Origin of the sequence: Chitinophaga sp. Ak27, assembly GCF_012726295.1 — a bacterium.
In the GTDB taxonomy this organism is placed as follows: Bacteria; Bacteroidota; Bacteroidia; order Chitinophagales; family Chitinophagaceae; genus Chitinophaga.
The window spans coordinates 1,656,593-1,674,016 of the sequence record NZ_JABAOB010000001.1 but is presented as its reverse complement, the minus strand read 5'-3'; the positions used below and the strand labels follow the sequence as shown (position 1 = coordinate 1,674,016).

19 protein-coding genes are annotated in these 17,424 nt (G+C 47.6%); 9 read left to right on the top strand and 10 right to left on the bottom strand.

Annotated features, from left to right (window positions below; genetic code table 11):
• Positions 1 to 35: 35 nt before the first annotated feature.
• The 4 genes from HGH90_RS06560 to HGH90_RS06545 all read left to right on the top strand — a co-directional run bounded on the left by HGH90_RS06560 (position 36) and on the right by HGH90_RS06545 (position 3,564).
• Positions 36 to 443, top strand: coding sequence for a DoxX family protein (locus tag HGH90_RS06560; protein WP_169190694.1), 408 nt, complete (start codon positions 36 to 38; stop codon positions 441 to 443).
• 41 nt (positions 444 to 484) lie between these two features.
• Positions 485 to 907, top strand: coding sequence for an acyl-CoA thioesterase (locus HGH90_RS06555; RefSeq protein ID WP_168762438.1), 423 nt, complete (start codon positions 485 to 487; stop codon positions 905 to 907).
• 4 nt (positions 908 to 911) lie between these two features.
• Positions 912 to 2,168 (top strand): CinA family nicotinamide mononucleotide deamidase-related protein, encoded by a 1,257-nt coding sequence (locus tag HGH90_RS06550; protein WP_168762439.1) that lies wholly within the window; start codon positions 912 to 914, stop codon positions 2,166 to 2,168.
• 64 nt (positions 2,169 to 2,232) lie between these two features.
• Positions 2,233 to 3,564 carry a dihydrolipoamide acetyltransferase family protein gene (locus HGH90_RS06545; protein WP_168762440.1) on the top strand — a complete coding sequence of 444 codons (1,332 nt, stop codon included), beginning with the start codon at positions 2,233 to 2,235 and terminating at the stop codon, positions 3,562 to 3,564.
• 188 nt (positions 3,565 to 3,752) lie between these two features.
• Here the strand turns inward: HGH90_RS06545 and HGH90_RS06540 are convergent, their stop codons facing one another.
• Complete coding sequence (locus HGH90_RS06540) at positions 3,753 to 4,070, bottom strand: RNA recognition motif domain-containing protein (protein WP_168739159.1); 318 nt, start codon at positions 4,068 to 4,070, stop codon at positions 3,753 to 3,755.
• A gap of 251 nt (positions 4,071 to 4,321) precedes the next feature.
• Here HGH90_RS06540 and HGH90_RS06535 point away from each other — a divergent pair, with 251 nt between their 5' ends.
• Positions 4,322 to 5,041: a hypothetical protein gene (locus HGH90_RS06535; RefSeq protein WP_168762441.1), complete on the top strand. Its 720-nt coding sequence runs from the start codon at positions 4,322 to 4,324 to the stop codon at positions 5,039 to 5,041.
• Here the strand turns inward: HGH90_RS06535 and HGH90_RS06530 are convergent.
• From HGH90_RS06530 to HGH90_RS06490, 9 genes are all read right to left on the bottom strand, one after another.
• On the bottom strand, positions 5,038 to 5,655 hold the full coding sequence (locus tag HGH90_RS06530) for a DUF4230 domain-containing protein (protein WP_168762442.1): 618 nt from the start codon (positions 5,653 to 5,655) through the stop codon (positions 5,038 to 5,040). The two genes, HGH90_RS06535 and HGH90_RS06530, sit on opposite strands and share 4 nt — an antisense overlap.
• Before the next feature lie 50 nt (positions 5,656 to 5,705).
• Positions 5,706 to 6,209 (bottom strand): cupin domain-containing protein, encoded by a 504-nt coding sequence (locus HGH90_RS06525; RefSeq protein WP_168762443.1) that lies wholly within the window; start codon positions 6,207 to 6,209, stop codon positions 5,706 to 5,708.
• Between the two features lie 38 nt (positions 6,210 to 6,247).
• Positions 6,248 to 6,700: a GNAT family N-acetyltransferase gene (locus tag HGH90_RS06520; protein WP_168762444.1), complete on the bottom strand. Its 453-nt coding sequence runs from the start codon at positions 6,698 to 6,700 to the stop codon at positions 6,248 to 6,250.
• A gap of 56 nt (positions 6,701 to 6,756) precedes the next feature.
• Positions 6,757 to 7,590, bottom strand: coding sequence for a DUF6597 domain-containing transcriptional factor (locus HGH90_RS06515; protein WP_169190693.1), 834 nt, complete (start codon positions 7,588 to 7,590; stop codon positions 6,757 to 6,759).
• Between the two features lie 233 nt (positions 7,591 to 7,823).
• On the bottom strand, positions 7,824 to 10,658 hold the full coding sequence (locus tag HGH90_RS06510; RefSeq protein WP_169190692.1) for an alpha/beta hydrolase family protein: 2,835 nt from the start codon (positions 10,656 to 10,658) through the stop codon (positions 7,824 to 7,826).
• A gap of 53 nt (positions 10,659 to 10,711) precedes the next feature.
• Positions 10,712 to 11,602: a DMT family transporter gene (locus HGH90_RS06505; RefSeq protein WP_168762447.1), complete on the bottom strand. Its 891-nt coding sequence runs from the start codon at positions 11,600 to 11,602 to the stop codon at positions 10,712 to 10,714.
• A 93-nt stretch (positions 11,603 to 11,695) separates the two neighbouring features.
• The gene (locus HGH90_RS06500) at positions 11,696 to 12,436 is read right to left on the bottom strand and encodes a polyprenol monophosphomannose synthase (RefSeq protein ID WP_168762448.1); all 741 of its coding nucleotides are present in this window, start codon (positions 12,434 to 12,436) and stop codon (positions 11,696 to 11,698) included.
• Between the two features lie 72 nt (positions 12,437 to 12,508).
• A complete protein-coding gene (locus HGH90_RS06495; protein WP_169190691.1) occupies positions 12,509 to 13,282 on the bottom strand; it encodes a 3'-5' exonuclease in 774 nt (257 codons plus the stop codon).
• A gap of 36 nt (positions 13,283 to 13,318) precedes the next feature.
• Complete coding sequence (locus HGH90_RS06490) at positions 13,319 to 14,677, bottom strand: UDP-N-acetylmuramate--L-alanine ligase (protein WP_169190690.1); 1,359 nt, start codon at positions 14,675 to 14,677, stop codon at positions 13,319 to 13,321.
• A 313-nt stretch (positions 14,678 to 14,990) separates the two neighbouring features.
• Here HGH90_RS06490 and ytxJ point away from each other — a divergent pair, with 313 nt between their 5' ends.
• The 4 genes from ytxJ (at position 14,991) to HGH90_RS06470 (ending at position 17,308) form a co-directional block, all read left to right on the top strand.
• Positions 14,991 to 15,323: a bacillithiol system redox-active protein YtxJ gene (ytxJ, locus tag HGH90_RS06485; protein ID WP_169190689.1), complete on the top strand. Its 333-nt coding sequence runs from the start codon at positions 14,991 to 14,993 to the stop codon at positions 15,321 to 15,323.
• 74 nt (positions 15,324 to 15,397) lie between these two features.
• Positions 15,398 to 15,973, top strand: a complete 576-nt coding sequence (locus HGH90_RS06480; protein WP_169190688.1) for a UbiX family flavin prenyltransferase — start codon at positions 15,398 to 15,400, stop codon at positions 15,971 to 15,973.
• A 38-nt stretch (positions 15,974 to 16,011) separates the two neighbouring features.
• Positions 16,012 to 16,431: a type II 3-dehydroquinate dehydratase gene (gene aroQ, locus HGH90_RS06475; RefSeq protein ID WP_168762452.1), complete on the top strand. Its 420-nt coding sequence runs from the start codon at positions 16,012 to 16,014 to the stop codon at positions 16,429 to 16,431.
• Positions 16,432 to 16,537: 106 nt separating this feature from the next.
• Positions 16,538 to 17,308 (top strand): hypothetical protein, encoded by a 771-nt coding sequence (locus tag HGH90_RS06470; protein WP_168762453.1) that lies wholly within the window; start codon positions 16,538 to 16,540, stop codon positions 17,306 to 17,308.
• Positions 17,309 to 17,424: the final 116 nt, after the last annotated feature.

The following is a 17,424-nucleotide window of genomic DNA, read 5'->3' as shown; positions in this document are numbered from 1 at the left end:
AAAAATAAATTACAGGCACAAAAACCTTACCTACTATGAGAAAACTGCTCTCGACCGGCTATACAAATGGCGCCGTTAGTTTTTCCATGCTGGTGCTCCGGGTGCTTTCCGGAGGACTGATTTTATTGCACGGATGGCCCAAGCTGATCAATTTTACTGCCAAAATGAATTCTTTTCCGGATCCATTGGGAGTTGGGCATAAATATTCACTGGCCATGACGGTGTTTGCAGAGGTATTTTGTGGGGTGTTGCTGATCATGGGATTGTTGACCAGACTGGCCACCATACCGCTGATCATCTGTATGAGCGTAATTATTTTTATGATTCATGCCAAAGATGCCATTTCCGAAAAAGAATTGCCTATTATTTTTCTGGGAGCCTTCGTAACATTGCTGTTTACGGGTCCCGGTATGTTTTCGCTGGATGGGGCTATTGGTAAATAAAATTTTCGAGTAAACGTTTGGGTATAAAATAGTAAGGAACCATGTTTAGCAGTATTACAACGATCAGGGTACGTTATGGGGAAACAGACCAGATGGGATATCTTTATTACGGTAACTATGGCCTGTATTATGAGGTAGGAAGGGCAGAAGCCATCCGGGAGCTGGGATTTACCTATCGTGAGCTGGAGGAGCAGGGAGTGATTATGCCCGTGGCGGAGTTGAATGTAAAGTACCTGCGTCCGGCGTTTTATGACGACCTTATAACGGTGAAGACTACACTCCGGGAAATGCCCAAGAGTTCTAAGATACAGTTTCACAGTGAGTTGTATAATGAGCGGAACGAGTTATTGAATGTCGGGGTTACCACGCTGGTATTTATCGATGTGAAAACCAAGCAGAAAGCCGGTTTACCGGAGGAGCTGAAGAAACGATTAGCACCATTCTTTCAAGAAACCAGTCATTAGTATCATGGATAAGATCACCACGAGTATCATTACCATTGGCGATGAGTTGCTGATAGGACAGACAATTGATACCAATTCGGCCTGGATAGCGCAGCAGTTAAATGCCATGGGGATATGGGTACACCGGCGTGTAGCCATTGGGGATATCCGAGAGGATATACTGGACACGATGGCCCGCGAGGCGGCCGTATCGGATATTGTGTTAATTACCGGTGGGCTGGGGCCTACCGCTGATGATATTACCAAGCCAACTTTGTGTGAGTATTTCAACACGCACCTGGTGCAGGATCAAGGCGCCCTGGAAAATGTGCTGCATATTTTTGAAAGCCGGGGATTACCTCTGCTGCAGCGTAATTTAGACCAGAGCATGGTGCCGGCATCGTGTACGGTGATCCGGAACAGGCGGGGTACTGCACCGGGGATGTGGTTTGAGAAGGAGGGGAAGATCTATGTATCTATGCCCGGTGTACCGCATGAAATGCAGGGGATCATGGAGCACGATGTATTGCCGATGCTGGGGGAGCATTTTAAAACGCCGGCGGTGGTACACCAAACGCTGATTACTTCCGGGATGGGTGAATCTTTTATCGCGGAGCGGCTGGTGGCTTTTGAAGCGAAATTGCCGCCGCATGTGAAGCTGGCTTACCTGCCTAGCTACAGCCTGTTGAAGTTGCGATTAACCGCTTTCGGCCTGGATAAAGTATCGGTGGCGGCAGAAGTGAGTACCTTATTTCATGAACTAAAAGCATTGCTGGCAGACATTACTGTAGCTGACCAGGATATTACGATAGGCGAGGTATTGGGGCAGTTATTGAAAGAAAGGGGGCAGTCGGTGGGTACAGCGGAAAGTTGTACCGGTGGACTGATCGCGCATTGGATAACGTCGGTACCGGGCAGCTCTGCCTACTTTAAGGGCAGTGCCGTAGTGTATGCCAACGAAATGAAAGTGAAGCTGTTAGGTGTAAAGCCTGCCACCTTACAGGTACATGGAGCGGTGAGCGAGGCGGTGGTGCGGGAAATGGTGACCGGTGCGTTAGCGTTGTTGCAAACGGATTATGCCATTGCCGTATCCGGTATTATGGGCCCCGATGGGGGCACGCCGGAGAAGCCAGTGGGCACTGTTTGGATTGCCGTTGCGGCGGCCGATGGCCGGGTGGTAACGGTAAAGCATCAGCTGAGATACGACCGGGAGCGGAACACTCAAATGACGGCCGTTTATGCACTGAATGAGTTGCGCAAACTCATTCTGCAAAAGGGATAATGCCCTGGTTTGAATTGGTACAATTCCCTTATTTTTGTTGCGCACTAAAGCAAAAATCAATCTTATGGCCATTATAGAATTGGTAATGCCAAAAATGGGTGAAAGCATCATGGAAGCCACCATCCTTCGTTGGCATAAAAAGGTCGGCGATCACGTAAAAGTAGATGAAACCGTACTTGAAATTGCCACCGATAAAGTGGATAGCGAGGTTCCTTCCACGGGAGAAGGAACGATCACAGAAGTGCTTTTCGCTGAAAACGATGTAGTGCCAGTGGGTACTATCATTGCGCGGATCAACACCAATGCTGATGCCGCAGCTCCGGCAGCCCCGGCGGCACCTGCAGCTCCGGCAGCGGAACCGAAGTTTACTTCAGCGCCTGTACCTGCGGTGGCAGCAGCAACTACTGCACCTGCGCCCGTTTCCAGTGGGGGCGCCAAATTTTACTCTCCTTTGGTGCTGACTATCGCACAGCAGGAAGGAGTTAGTTTTGCCGACCTGGAAAAGATTCCCGGCTCCGGTAATGATGGCCGTGTTACCAAAAAAGATATTTTACAATATGTGGCAGACCGCCGGGAAGGCAGGGTGATCCCCGATGTAACACCGGAACCGGTGTCTACTCCGGCTCCTGTGGCTACCCGTGCTGCCGTAGTAACCAATACCACCGTAGCCTCTCCTACCTATAACGGCAACGTGGAAATCATTGAAATGGACCGCATGCGCAAGCTGATTGCCAACCACATGGTAATGAGCAAGCAAACAAGTCCGCATGTGACCAGCTTTGCAGAAGCAGATGTTACTAACCTCGTGAAATGGCGCGAACGCGTGAAAGGTGATTTCGAGAAACGTGAAGGGGAGAAGCTCACTTTTACACCCCTTTTTATAGAAGCCATCGTGAAGTGTATCAAGCGTTTCCCGCTGATCAACTGCTCCCTGGACGGCGATAAGATCATTATCAAGAAAGATATTAACATAGGCATGGCGACTGCATTGCCTTCCGGGAACCTGATCGTGCCAGTGATCAAAAATTCAGATATGCTGAACCTGGTAGGGCTGACCAAGCAGGTAAATACCCTGGCCAATGCGGCCCGTCAGAATAAGCTGAAGCCGGAAGATACGCAAAGCGGTACTTTCACGCTGACCAACGTAGGTACTTTTGGAAGCTTGATGGGAACGCCTATTATTAACCAGCCCCAGGTAGCTATCCTGGCGGTGGGCGCTATCAAGAAACGCCCGGTGGTAATAGAAACAGAAGATGGAGATACCATTGGTATCCGCCATATGATGTACCTGTCTATGTCTTACGATCACCGTATCGTAGACGGCTCCCTAGGCGCTACTTTCCTGACGGCTGTAGCCCAGGAACTGGAAAGTTTTGATCCTAAGAGAGCGCTGTAGAAAAGCGAAAAGCATAAAGCACAAAGCTATTGTAGCGAATGATCTAAGCGGGTAATAATTACTCGCCCCGGTCATTCGCTACAATAGCTTTGTGCTTTATGCTTTATACCCTTCCGGGCATAAAAAGAGCGCCCCATTGAAAGGGCGCCTTTTCAGTTCCTTTGTGCCGAATAAAGGGAGATTATTTATTAATAACGACGGTCGCGGGAACCATATCCTCCTCCGCCGCGGTTGCCACCGCCACCTTTGAAATTATTATTCGGTTGTTTAGGTCTTGCTTCGTTTACCATCAATTGTTTTCCTTCGATTTCGCTTCCGTTCAAACTATCCATAGCCTTTGCCCCTTCTTCCTGATTAGGCATTTCCACAAAACCGAATCCACGTGAGCGGCCAGTTTCGTGGTCTTTGATAACCTTAGCGGAGGTAACCTCTCCAAAATCACTGAAAATCTGATGGAGATCCTCATCGGTCAACCTGTAGTGCAGGTTGGCTACGTAAATGTTCATGATAACTGAAATTAAAAAAATGAAATAATATACTTGAAGTTATGAAAATTAGTCTAATAAAAAAGTTAGCATTAAATTTTTTTTGGTATTATCTATGCTTTTATCATTGCACTATGATACAAGATCCTTTGTAGTAAACAGTTTTCCCAACATAGAAATATTATTTAAAATGCCCCTTTATACCCGCAAAACCCTCCTTTTTACCGGTTTTTTTCGTAAATTCAGGATAAGATCCATTAAATTTAATTCATATGGGAGCGTTAAGTGAAACCTGGTTTGCAGACGGGTATATCGATTTTGAACTGAAGAAATATACTTTGCTTGCTTACCTGCAGGATATCAACCATTACTTTACCCAGAGCAAGCTGTACCCCCAGCTGTCAGACATTATCTTTCATTACAACAACCTGGTGGCTTTCCGTGACAACAAGCAGTTTTTGCAGCAGCAGTTTCCCAAGCGTCTTACTGCGGTAAATTTGCAGAAACTGGAGTTGCTGTACGAACAACTGATTGCGGATGATGAGTTAATGGCCGAGTTGGAGAATATTATTCAATATTCCCTGCCACAGCTCAATAGCACAATTAAAGAAGGGACAGAAATTTACGAGTACGTAGAAGAAAAACTCAATATTTTCCCGGTAGGATTAGTCCCGCTGGATACGGGGGAAGGCTATCTGTTGCTGTGTGACGGCAAATGTAATAACACGCTCGTATATACTTACCGGTTAACGATTTTTGAACGTCACGATGAAAAATTCCGGGGTATTCATACCCAGTATGTACAGGAATACCGGAAAGACCTGGTAAATACCATTGGGCATATAAAAACCACGTTGATCCGGGAACGGAATGCACTGCCCAACCCGGCGGTTTATTGCATAGAAACGCCGCTGGTGGTGCCGATAGACGAAACTTTGCTACCCATTGCCAAGCGAAGCCTGGTAAAATATATCGCGGGTCAGGCTGCCTAATTCAGGGTAGGGGCTTTGGTATCGCCATCATACACAATTTCCAGGGTATGATTTTTCAGGAATGGTGCATAATACTGTTCCAGTATCTTCTTTATTTTTTCTTTCGACTGCTGGATATACAGGGCATTGTTTTCCAGTTGCCCGCGGGAAGTTTGATACAGCTTTTTCTGTACATCGGTATAGGTTTCATCGTTTTGGGCGAGCAGCCAACCTTTGCGGTTGGCGGTTTCCATGCGATCCATTTTCAGTTCGTAGCTCAATAGGCGGGGCGCCGGCAGGTGAATGGTAATTTTCTTTTCGGTGAGTTGTACTTTAAAGGATTTATCATCGATGTTAATACCATATTTTGCCTCATAGGGAACCGTCACCCAGACTGTATTTTCCAGGAATGCTTTTTTCAGGTTATCCGTCCAGTCGCCACTTTCCTCAATATTGCTTCTTTTGATGCTGGCGGAGCCCTGCACATCCAGGCTGGCCAGTTCTGCGATCTCTTTTACAATAGTGCTGTTGGAAATTACCTGCTGGCTCATATCCGTGCTGCCAAAGCGTTTGCCCAGCCAGAAAACCAGCACAACGATGAGTACCAAAGTGACGAGGTAAATAATTTTTTTCATGACTGCAATTTAGTAAAAAGCGGGTAGCTAATGGCGTATGTCCGTTACCGTTACCTGGTCAAACTGTCGATCAGGGAAGCGTGTGCAGGGTAGGCTGCTTGCAGCGGCGCTTTTTCTGCCAGTTCAAAGTCGGCGAAGTCGAAGCCCGGGGCTACGGTACACCCGGTGAGGGCATATCCCCCGGGAACTTCTACCCGAGAGGCAAACCAGTTGCCGGCGGTGATAATGACCTGTAGATTTTCACCGTTAGCAATATCGCGTCCCAGTTTATGTACCAGCAGTCGGCCTCCAGGGGCTATTTCATAGATGGTAAGCGTATGACCATCGTAAAAATGCCAGATTTCATCGGCGGCAATACGGTGAAAAGCGGAAAATTCGCCCGCTTCCAGCAGGAAATAGATACAGGTAGATGCGTTTCGGTTACCACTCATGCCCGCAGGCAGGGTAGTCATATCCAATACCCAATCAGAACGATAGGTTTCGCGGAAGGCGCCGCCTTCCACATGTGATTGTAACTTCAGTTGTTTACGCCAATGGGCGGCAGAATATTGCATGGATGCCTGTTGTGGTTGATTAATGAAAAGCAGGGGCGCTACTCTTTTTTAGTATAGAGATCAGCGATATGTACCTGCATGTATTTTTCCGGGTTGGGAATTTCAGTAAACCCAAACTGCCGGTACAGGCCGTGGGCATCGGAAGTAATCAGCAACAGCCGTCGCAGGCCCTTTATAACAGGGTGGTCCATGATGGTGCGCATCAGTAGTTTTGACAATCCTTTGCCGCGGTGCGGCGTTAGTATATATACATCTGCCAGGTAGCCAAATAATGCATGATCGGTAATGACCCTGGCAAAACCTATTTGTTGTTGACCATGATATACGCCAAATGGTATGGAGTTTTCAACCGATTGCTCTACAATATCAAATGGAATGTTTTGCGACCAATAGGATTCGCGCGACAAATAATCATGTATAGCGTTGATATCCAGCCTGGACCGGTCGGTAGACAAGGTATATTCGCCTTCGTGTATTTCAATGGTTTCCATATTTCAGTGGATGTTGTATGCACTAAAATACGGGAATATTTTCTATTGGTTCCGGCTTAACTGGCAACAGCTACCTGGTGCAGGCCAGCCACAGGCAGGTGTGCAATGGTGGCAGCACCAAAGTAAGAAGGCGCCTGGTGATTAAACTGCAGATAGTCTTGTATAAACATCGACTGGTTATAGTAGGCGGTAGTAGCCACCGGTGATTGCCATTCGGGCAGGTTGAGCTGCCGTAGCGCACTAAGGGCCGTTTTATACCGGATCATACGGGCATATAATTGCGGAGGAATACCTACGATAGCACTGAAGATGCGCTCCAGCGTGGGGCGGGAGAGGTGATAGCGGGTAGAGAGCTCTTCCACGCTGACATTGCCCTGCATAATCAGCATATAATCTACCATATCATCTACTTGCCGGAGGGTGCAGTTGCGTGCAGCCAGGGCTTTGATACAGGCTTCGTCCAGCAGGGATTCTATCTCCCCTGGATCCGTTACCTGCTTTAAAGCAGCCGATAGTATCTGCCACTCAGGTTGCCCTGTCATGGCCAGGTTGCGGTAATAGTTGGTGAAACCTGCTACTTCCAATCCCAGTAAACGGTAACACCCATATGCATTTAACTGTACTACGGCCACTTTTACTGGTCCCTGTACCTGTAGCTGACAAGCGCAGGTGAGGTGCCCCAGCACCGCATTGGCAGGCAGTATAAATGCCTTGTGGTTGGTAGGTTTGATTTCAGCTTTACCCTCCAGGATAAATACCATGTACTGATCACCCAGGGCAAATAAATTCTGTGGGAGCTGGATAATACCACGGGTATCATCTTCCCAGAAATAATATTGCTTTACAAAAGGACGAAGTGCATCCGCAGGATGACAGATATGGAAGTTCATAGGTACAATAATGAAGTGTGTTTAAGGATATCGCTATCGCTGCAAGTCACACCATACGCTAAAGTGGCGATGTTGTTGTAAATATATGTTAAATAGTTTATATTAAAAAATGTTTTTATGGTAGAAAGCGTAAAGCAGAAAGCAAAAAGCTATTGTGGAGAAGAACTTAGCGAGTATTTAAAATTCGCTTTAATCATTCTCCACAATAGCTTTTTGCTTTCTGCTTTACGCTCCTACTTTAGCTCCCAGCCCCAGTTAATTCCTTTTTCGGTAGCAGGTACACCGCTTTCCAACCATTGTGGAGGGGGCGCCCCCTGGAGGAAGTGGTCGAAAAATTGCTGCTCGCGGCGCTGTATATCTTTACGGTTTTGGCGTTGTACCAGGTTATGTGCTTCGTTGTTATAGTTGAGTAGCCAAACAGGCTTGCCTAAACGGCGTAAGCCGGTAAACAGCTCAATGCCCTGGTACCAGGGTACGGCCCCATCGGCATCATTTGCCATAATCGCGATTGGCGTGGTAACGCGTGGAAGGCTAAACAGCGGGGAGTTTTCCAGGTATAGTGCTGTTTTATCCCATAAAGTGGCACCGATACGGCTCTGGGAATGTTCATATTGAAACTGCCTGTTCATCCCGCTTTCCCAGCGGATGCCGCCATAAGCGCTGGTCATGTTGGCCACTGGCGCGCCCGCCCATGCAGCTTTAAACAGGTTGGTTTGTGTAACCAGGTAAGCTACCTGGTAGCCACCCCAGCTTTGTCCCTGTATACCCATGTTTTTGCCGTCGGCCCAGGGCTGTTTAGCCAGGTTTTCCGCCGCGCTTACAATGTAATCGTAGGCGCTTTTACCTGGATATCCATCTTCATAGCTGATATCCGGCGCAAACACCAGGTAACCGCGGCTTACAAAGAAGGAGATATTCAGGCGGGAAGGCGTGGGAGCAGGGGCCTGGTAGCTGTACAATCCATCGGTTAGCTTCTCATAGAAATAAAAGATCACCGGGTATTTTTTAGTACTGTCGAAGTTTTCCGGTTTGTAGAGAATGCCTTCTGCAGGCTTACCACTGAAGGTGGTCCACTTGTACAGGGAAGCGGAGCCCCAGTTATAGCTTTGTTGCTGTGGATTGGTATGACTCAGCTGCGTAGCTTTTACTATTTCTTCACCAGCATACACATCGGGCGACATTTCATAGCGGCTTTTTACAAAAGTAAACACAGGGGCGGTTTTAGCCTGTTGCAGGTCGGCATATGCATAGGGGCCGAGTATCAATTGCTGAGGCGCTTTAAGAGCCCGGTTCTTAGGATAATCCTGCATATAGAAGCCGTTATACTTCGTGTTTTCCTGGAAGGCGGAATATACCAGTGGTGTGCCGCCGGGGATATACTTCAGGTCAGGGTTGAGCCGGAGGTAGCGAAGACGGATCTTTTCCTTACGGCCCAGTCCCTGAGTGAAGTTGGAAGGCGCTTCTTTACCGGAAGGATCTACTTTCCAGATATCGTAGCGGTCGTAGATTAGGAGGCCGGCATCATTAGCCAGCCATCCGGCGGTGCCATAGGCTTCGGGTACATCCGGATGATCGTCTTCTTCATCGTATACTTTGGTAGGAATTCCCTGGCTAATGTTCACAATAGCGCCGGTAGCGTTGTTGTGGCTAAACCAGTTTTTGTTAACCAGGTCGTACCAGATAATATATTTTCCGTTGGGAGAAATAGCCAGCTGGCCGTCCAGCTTTTCTACAATTTTTTTGCGGGTGCCCTTGCTGATATCCAGGAGGTACGCGGTTTTCAGGGTACGGCCTACCCATTGCAAGGGAATACGTTCTCCAATGTCCGTATAGCCGAGCGCGTTAGTACTGTTTTCTTCTGCCGGAAAGAGTACGGTTTCCAGGTCTTTACCGCCCAGCTGCGTAAGTTGTTTGGAGGCCAGGTGGTATACTGCTGCATAGCTTCTCTTCAGTTCCTTGTCCGCATTTTTCAGCTGCATGGGCTGCAGGTAGTCGTCTTTATAGTTCCAGATATCTACTTTGGCTACTTCAAAATCTACCAGGTTGGTATCCTTCACGGGTAGGATGGGCGCGGTACCGAAAAACAGGTGTTGTCCATCTTTGCTGAAGCTCAGTGAGGCATTGGGACTGATGGCCCAGTTGGCCGGGATGCCATGACTGTTTTTATCGGCAATTATCGCAGCACTGTCTTGTCCGGGTTTGAAGTAGTAGAGTTTAAAAAAAGGCTGCAGGGCTTTTTCCGCATCGGCGGTGGCCACCCAGGTGGCTTGCTCTCCTTTTTCGTCGAAGGCAAATTGTTTATAGTCGGTGTTGCCCTGACTGAGTGTATCTGCTTTCCTGGTAGCGGTATGCCATAGCAGTACGGCATTGCGGGAGAGGGAATCTTTTTTATCGGCGCCGGTTTCTATCAGTAGTTGGTTACCGGGTTTGCTAAAAGCGTATTCTTTCACGTGTTTTACGCTGTCCTGCAAGCCGGTTAGCAGCTGACGGATCACGAGGGTACCGCTTTCAGCGCCGGCATTGCCGGCTTTGTCGTCGTCGGCCGGGTCGTTGTCGCTGGCGGCAGGCTTTTTATTGCCTTTGGCCTTGCTGGTATCCGCGGGTGTATCTTGCAGGTAGGCGAGTATGCCGCTACCTTTTTCCGGTGTTTTAAAAGATTTTACGGAAGATATTTTCAGGATACCGGGTTGACCGAGGGCGATGATAGCTATAGAATCTTTGGGCATTTCGGCCGCTTTTTTCTTTTTGATTTTGGCCGCCCGGGTATCCTTAAACAGCGGCTTGATGCTGCAAACCAGGTAGCGGGCATCTTCTGTAATGACAGGACTGCTGCCTCTTGGAATGATAGTCGACTGGCCGGTTTTGCGGTCATAGATAAACAGGTTGCCATCTCCCTCCTGTGGTATAACTGTATATACCACCCATTGTCCGTTGTTGCTGATCAGTTTAGAGCCAATACTTTGCCAGCTGTCGTAAACGTTGTGGTCCAGCGGTTTTTTGGCAGGTTGTTGTGCATAGGTAATGAGGGTTGCTCCCAGAAGGGACAACCCTAAAAAAGCTTTTCTCATAAGCGCTAAAGTAATTAATCCAACGCTCAATGTACGAAAATACGCCTGATTATCTAGTGAGAAACGTTATCAGCGGCTGTTTTCCCTTTTGCCACGCGCAACATTTGCAGTCCAACGGAAAGGATGATGCAGCCTAACCCGGCATAGAAGGCATTGTTGAGGAATTTGTTTTCGTGAAACAATACAAAGGCCATTACGATGCTGTATACAGGTTCCAGGTTGAAGCAAAGATTGACGGTGAATGGTGATATTTTTTTCAGTGCGTTCATGCTCAGCAGGTACATAAGCACGGTGCAGAACCAGGCCAGTACCAGGAGGTAAAGGAAATCCATACCGGAGGGCAGGAGGCTGTTTACGGGCGAGAAGTGCAGGTACAGGGGCAGGGCCATGGTTAGCACCACGAAGCCGGTAGACAGTTCATAGAATGTGATGGTGGAAGTATCGAACCGTTTGATGAGTCGTTTATTGAACACCGTGAACAGGGCGGCAAACATGGCGGAAATAATGCCCAGGATGATACCGAAGCGGTACTGTGTATCGAAATGAAAGATGAGGAGGATACCTGCCAGTGTAAGCAGGCTAAGGAGCATTTCGGCCACATCGAAGCGGCGCCGGTTGATCAGCGGATCGAAGATGGCGGTAAAGAGGCTGGTGAGTGAAAAGCAGATTACGCCGATAGATACGTTGGAATACTTGATACTGCCATAGAAGAACAGCCAGTGGAGGGCAACTACTACGCCGGTGGCGCCTATGGGGAGAATATCTTTCCAGGGAAGCTTTTTAAAGGTGCCCTGGAGGCGGAATAATACGTATAAAGTAACTGATGTAAGTAAGAGCCGGTACCACACTAATAATCCCTCGTTTAAGGTGATTAATTTTCCCAAAATACCGGTAAATCCAGCTAAAAATACAGAGAGATGTAGCTGGAGAAATGCTTTTTTCATGACCCATTTAATGTATTTAGGGATTTGTTCCTTTTCATACCTGGATATAAAAAGGAGCAAATCCCTAAACGCAATGCAAATTATTAGATTAAGTTAGTTCTGCACCCGTCGTTTATAGTTGCGGAAGAGGCTTTGCCATTGTATTTTCAGTACTCCCAGGATGCCTTCTTTCACAATGCCTTTGCTCATTTTGGAGTATCCTTCTTTCCTATCTTTGAAGGTGATAGACACTTCCTTGATTTTGAAGCCCAGTTTCCAGGCGGTAAATTTCATTTCGATCTGGAAGGCGTAGCCTACGAACTGTATCTGGTCGAGGTTGATGGCTTCCAGCACGGTATTGCGGTAGCATACGAATCCGGCAGTGGGATCTTTCACTGGCATCCAGGTGATCATACCTACATAGATGGATGCGCCGTAAGATAGTACGGCACGGTCCCAGGGCCAGTTTTCGGTTTTACCGCCTTTTACATAGCGGGAGCCGACAGCTACGTCTGCTCCTTCTTTGGCGCAGGCGTTGTACAGGCGTACCAGGTCTTTGGGATTGTGCGAGAAATCGGCATCCATTTCAAAGATATACTGGTAACCTTTAGCCAGGGCCCATTTGAAGCCATGGATATAAGCTGTGCCCAAACCTTGTTTGCCGGATCTTTCTTCCAGGAATAATTCATTGGGATGTTGCTGTTGTAAAGACTTTACAATAGCGCCGGTACCGTCGGGTGATCCGTCATCCACAATGAGTACATGAAAGTTCTCCTGTAAGGAAAATACTGCGTCAATGATGTTCCGGATGTTATCCTTTTCATTGTACGTAGGAATGATAACGAGCTTTTCCAATTCCTGAGATAATATTTTTGGACTGCGAAAATAATTCAATTCCGCCGCAAGATATGATCTTCAGCGTTAACATTACATTTTTTTTAACATCATATTATGGAAGATCTCTGACAGTTTTTGTTTTGTATTAAGCGGGAAATCGGCTTTCATCATCCAATCGTAGTACTGTGGCTCGGCCTTGAGTACTTCTCTGACAGAGCGGCCTTTGTATTTCCCGAAGTTGAAGACCTCTTGTCCACCCTGCATAACGAGGCGTCTGGCGAAGTCGATATAGTCTTCTTCTTTGGTAAATTCTGCCAGGGCATCCACGTCTTGTTGCAGGTGTTCATAGCGTCCGAGCTGGGCTTCCAGTATTTCGTAGGTAGCCAGAGCGTCGGCTTCTGCGCTGTGGGCGTTTTCCAGTTGTTTGTCGCAATAGAACTTATAGGCAGCGGCGAGGGTACGTTTTTCCATGAGGTGGAAAATCCGTTGTACATCTACGAATTTGCGTTTGCTGACGTCGAATTCAATGCCGGCGCGGAGGAATTCTTCCACCAGCAGGGGGATATCGAAGCGATTGGAATTGTAACCGGCGAGGTCGCAATTGTCCATGAATTGTTTGAGTTCATGTGCTGCCTGTTTAAAGGTAGGGGCATCTTTCACATCTTCGTCCTTGATACCATGAATTGCTGTAGATCCTGCAGGGATCGGCATTCCGGGGTGAATACGTTTTACTTTGGACTGGGTAGTTTTGTCCGGAAATACTTTAATGATTGCAATTTCGATGATACGATCAGAAGCTACGTTAGTACCGGTAGTTTCGAGATCGATAACGGCCAGCGGCCTTTTGAGGAGCAAAGAAGGCATTATATAATGTTTATATTTTTGTGATTGGGAGATTTATTAATTGGGTAAAAGTTCTTTCAGCTTGGCAAAATCGAGTCCATCGTATGTGCCGGAGCTCATCAGGAGCAGGTTGGTGTCCTGGTATTGCTGGGCATGAAGGAAAGTTTCCAGGTTTTCCCGGTCAGAGAAAACGTGGAGGTCGTTGCGTCCAAAGCGCTGCTTTACCAGTTCAGGCGCCAGGTCGGGCATTCTTTTGATTTCCAGGGCATGTTTGCTATAGAACACGGCGGCAATATCGGCGTTGTCTAATGCGCCCTGGTATTGTTCCAGGAAGTCAGCGTTGAGGCTGCTATAGGTATGGAGTTCCAGTACAGCGATGAGTTTCCGGTTGGGAAACTGGTGCCGGGTGGCTTCCATGGTGGCTTTTACCTTGGAGGGGGCATGGGCGAAATCGCGGTAAATGACGCAGTGTTCGTTTTTTGCCACAAGTTCCAGTCGCTTTGCCGCGCCTTTGAAGCTGGCAATAGCGGCGAGGAACGCCTCGTCGGAGAGTCCCAGCTGATTGCATACCAGTTTGGCGGCGTGGAGGTTGAGCAGGTTATGGTCTCCGAACACTTCCAGGTTAGCATGGTGATCCCCGAAAGACACCTGTGTAACCCCGTTAGTAATGCGGTGTTCTGGCAACGCGTAGGGGATCAGGGTGAGGTGTTGCCCGGTGGCGGTAACCAGTTTGGACAATTCGGCATCGGTGCTGTTATAAATCAGTACTTGTCCGGGTTCCATCTGGCGTATAAATATGGCAAATTGTTCTTTATAGATCTCGTAGGTGGGAAATACGTTAATATGATCCCAGGCAATGCCGGTTAATACGGCAATTTGCGGGTGGAGGAAATGGAATTTCGGTCTTTTTTCGATGGCAGAGGCGGGGTATTCGTCTGCTTCACAAACAATGACCGGGGCGTTGGTAATGTTTACCGACTGGGCAAATCCTTCCAGTTTGGCGCCTACGAGGTAGTCGAATGCCTGGTGCTGGTATTGGAGGGCATGCATGACCATGGCGGTGGTGGTAGTTTTGCCGTGGCTGCCGCCGATGGCTACCCGTGTTTTATTTTTACTTTCCTGGAAGATGTATTCCGGGAAGGAGTATATTTTGAGTTGTAATTCCCTGGCTTTAATCAGTTCGGGGTTGTCTTCCCGGGCGTGCATACCGAGGATAACGGCGTTGAGATCGGGCGTTATGCGCGTGGCGTCCCAGCCGGTATGGTCCGGCAAGATGCCTGCCAGCCGGAGGTTTGACAGTGCGGGTTCGAATATTTCGTCGTCGCTGCCGGTCACCTGGTAGCCTTTATTTTTGAGCGCAATGGCCAGTTGATGCATTACGCTGCCGCCTATAGCAATAAAATGTACTTTTGTCATAACGCTGAATATTTTCGGGCCGCCCGAAAATGACATTGTTGTTTTTTTTAATGTATTTTCTATATTTGCAAAATAACGTCACAAAAGACGATTAAAAAAGTTGTCGTATCATATTCCTGTGAAAAATTCGTTTTAGTTATAATATTTTAAATCTCCCAGTATGCAATCTTTTGTAAGAATTTTGGGCTACACCGGTATGGTTTGTATCTTTGCGCTGCTCTTAACGTCCTGCGCAACGCACCAGAAACTAGGATGTCCGATGAGAGGCATGGCGAAGACGCACGCGACAGCACCTAATAAAGCATGTTAAAAAATGAATTGGAAAACGTTAACCAGCGAGGAACAACTATCTGAGATCAATACCGCATCTGCTCATCAGCCGGTAGCAATTTTTAAGCACAGCACGCGTTGTTCTATCAGTTCGATGGCAAAAGCGAGATTGGAACGGGCAGGTGAGCCGGCAGGGTTAACGTTTTACTACCTGGACTTACTGTCTTATCGTCCAATATCTGATAAAATCGCTGCACTATACCAGGTACCTCACGAATCTCCACAGGTACTGCTGATCCGTAATGGCGTTTGCATTTACAATGAGAGTCACAGTGGCATCCTGATGGATGAAATTGCTGCCCAGGCAGGGTTATAATCTTCGGTTTTACAAAGAACTGTTACCCGGTAACGGATAATAGGCTAGCTTTGTGCCATCAACAGCATAGCCAAATGAAACATCGTATAGTAGTAGCAGTTACCGGGGCAAGTGGTTCCATCTATGCCCGACAGTTGTTACAGAAGCTACAGGCTGCGGAGGCGCAGCTGGACCAGGTAGCCGTTGTAATGACCGAAAATGCCAAGACTGTATGGGAAACAGAACTGAGAGACGAAGATTATAAGCAGTTGCCTTTCCGCTTTTATACCCAACAGGATTTCCATGCACCTTTTGCTTCCGGTTCCGGGAGGTTTAATACCATGATTATCTGCCCTTGTTCTATGGGGACGCTGGGACGCATTGCCACTGGCATTTCGAACGATCTGATTACCCGGGCAGCCGATGTGGTATTGAAAGAGCGGCGGAAACTGATCTGCGTGGTCAGGGAAACGCCCTATAACCTGATACATATTAAGAACATGGAAGCGGTAACGATGGCCGGTGGCATCATTTGCCCTGCTACACCTTCCTTTTACAGCGTGCCCGCCACCCTCGAAGAAATGGCCGCCACCGTGGTAGACCGGATCATTGACCTGGCGGGTATTGAACAACAAACCTTTCGCTGGGGTAGTGATAATAAAGAGGATTAATTATCTTAGCCGCATTCATCAATTTTATAACCATTATCATGCAAATAGCTATTATTAACGGGCCTAACTTAAACCTGCTCGGGAAGCGTGAAACAGGCATTTACGGCAGCGAATCTTTCGAACAGTACTTTAAGCACCTGCAAAGACATTTCCCCGATATCACCTTTACTTATTATCAAAGCAATGTGGAAGGGGAGCTGGTTAACTATCTGCATGAAGTGGGCTTTTCGTACGATGGTATCCTGCTTAACGCGGGCGCCTATACGCACACTTCCGTTGCCATCCGGGACGCTATTGCGGGCATTAAAACACCGGTGATGGAAATCCATATCAGCAATGTTTATGCCCGGGAAGAGTTCCGGCATACCTCCCTGATTGCGCCTAAGTGCGTAGGCTGTATCTGTGGCCTGGGTTTGAAAGGCTACCAGTTGGGAGTGGAGTATTTTGTGAATGATTAGTTCTTGAAGCCTTTGGCTTTTTTTTGTTTATTCCCTTGAAATACATATACTTGCAGCGCTCGAAATAATCAATATTTTCATCACCGTTATCCAGAAAACCACTTCTATGAAACACTATCACCTCAATGGCCAGGCGCTGCTGGCACTCTTTTTAATGGCCACTCTCGTTTTTACAGGTTGTAAAAAAAACGATGATCCCATACCACCACCTACTCCCAGCTTAGCGCAGTTGTATGCCGAGGCTGTGCAGGATGCCATGGTGGCGGATAGCAGCGAAATTACCGATCAGCTGTGGCCCATTACGCCCACCAACCCGGATTTGCAATGGAAAACCATTAATGGACAGTCGTATGTGCTGATGGGCACCTTTATGCGTTATCCTTCCAGTTATCCCGCCGGCGACTCCATTACCACAGTATGGGGGGATGCCTGGCTGTTTATTCCCAAACAGATGAAAAACAAGATTGGTCCTTCCTTTACGGCCAGTTCTGACACCATTCAACGTATTTGCCAGCTGTTAGGACTTCCACCAGTGAATGCCAAAACCAATACGCATATATCCACCATGTGGGTGAAGGCTGATCGCCTGTACCGGCCGGCCGGCAACCCTGCGATCGACACCAAAACTACCGGCTCTGTGCTGGTGAGCGGTGTATCGGCTGATTATACCACCTGGTTTAACAACTACATTATTTTTGCTTATTATCGTCCGCTTACCTCAGCTACGGATTATCACTATCCCTGGACGCGGATGGGATATACTTACGATTGGGCGCCTGGCGCCAAGCATGTGGGATTGAGCGAGTATGTGATGCAGCCTAATTCAGGCGCCTGGGTAGAGCAGACCACCAGGGCACAGGATTTCTTTAAAAATTAGCAGAAAGCATAAAATATAAAGCAAAAAGCTATTGTGGAGAACGATTAAAGCGAATTTTAAATACTCGCTAAGTTCTTCTCCACAATAGCTTTTTGCTTTATACTTTACGCTTTCTG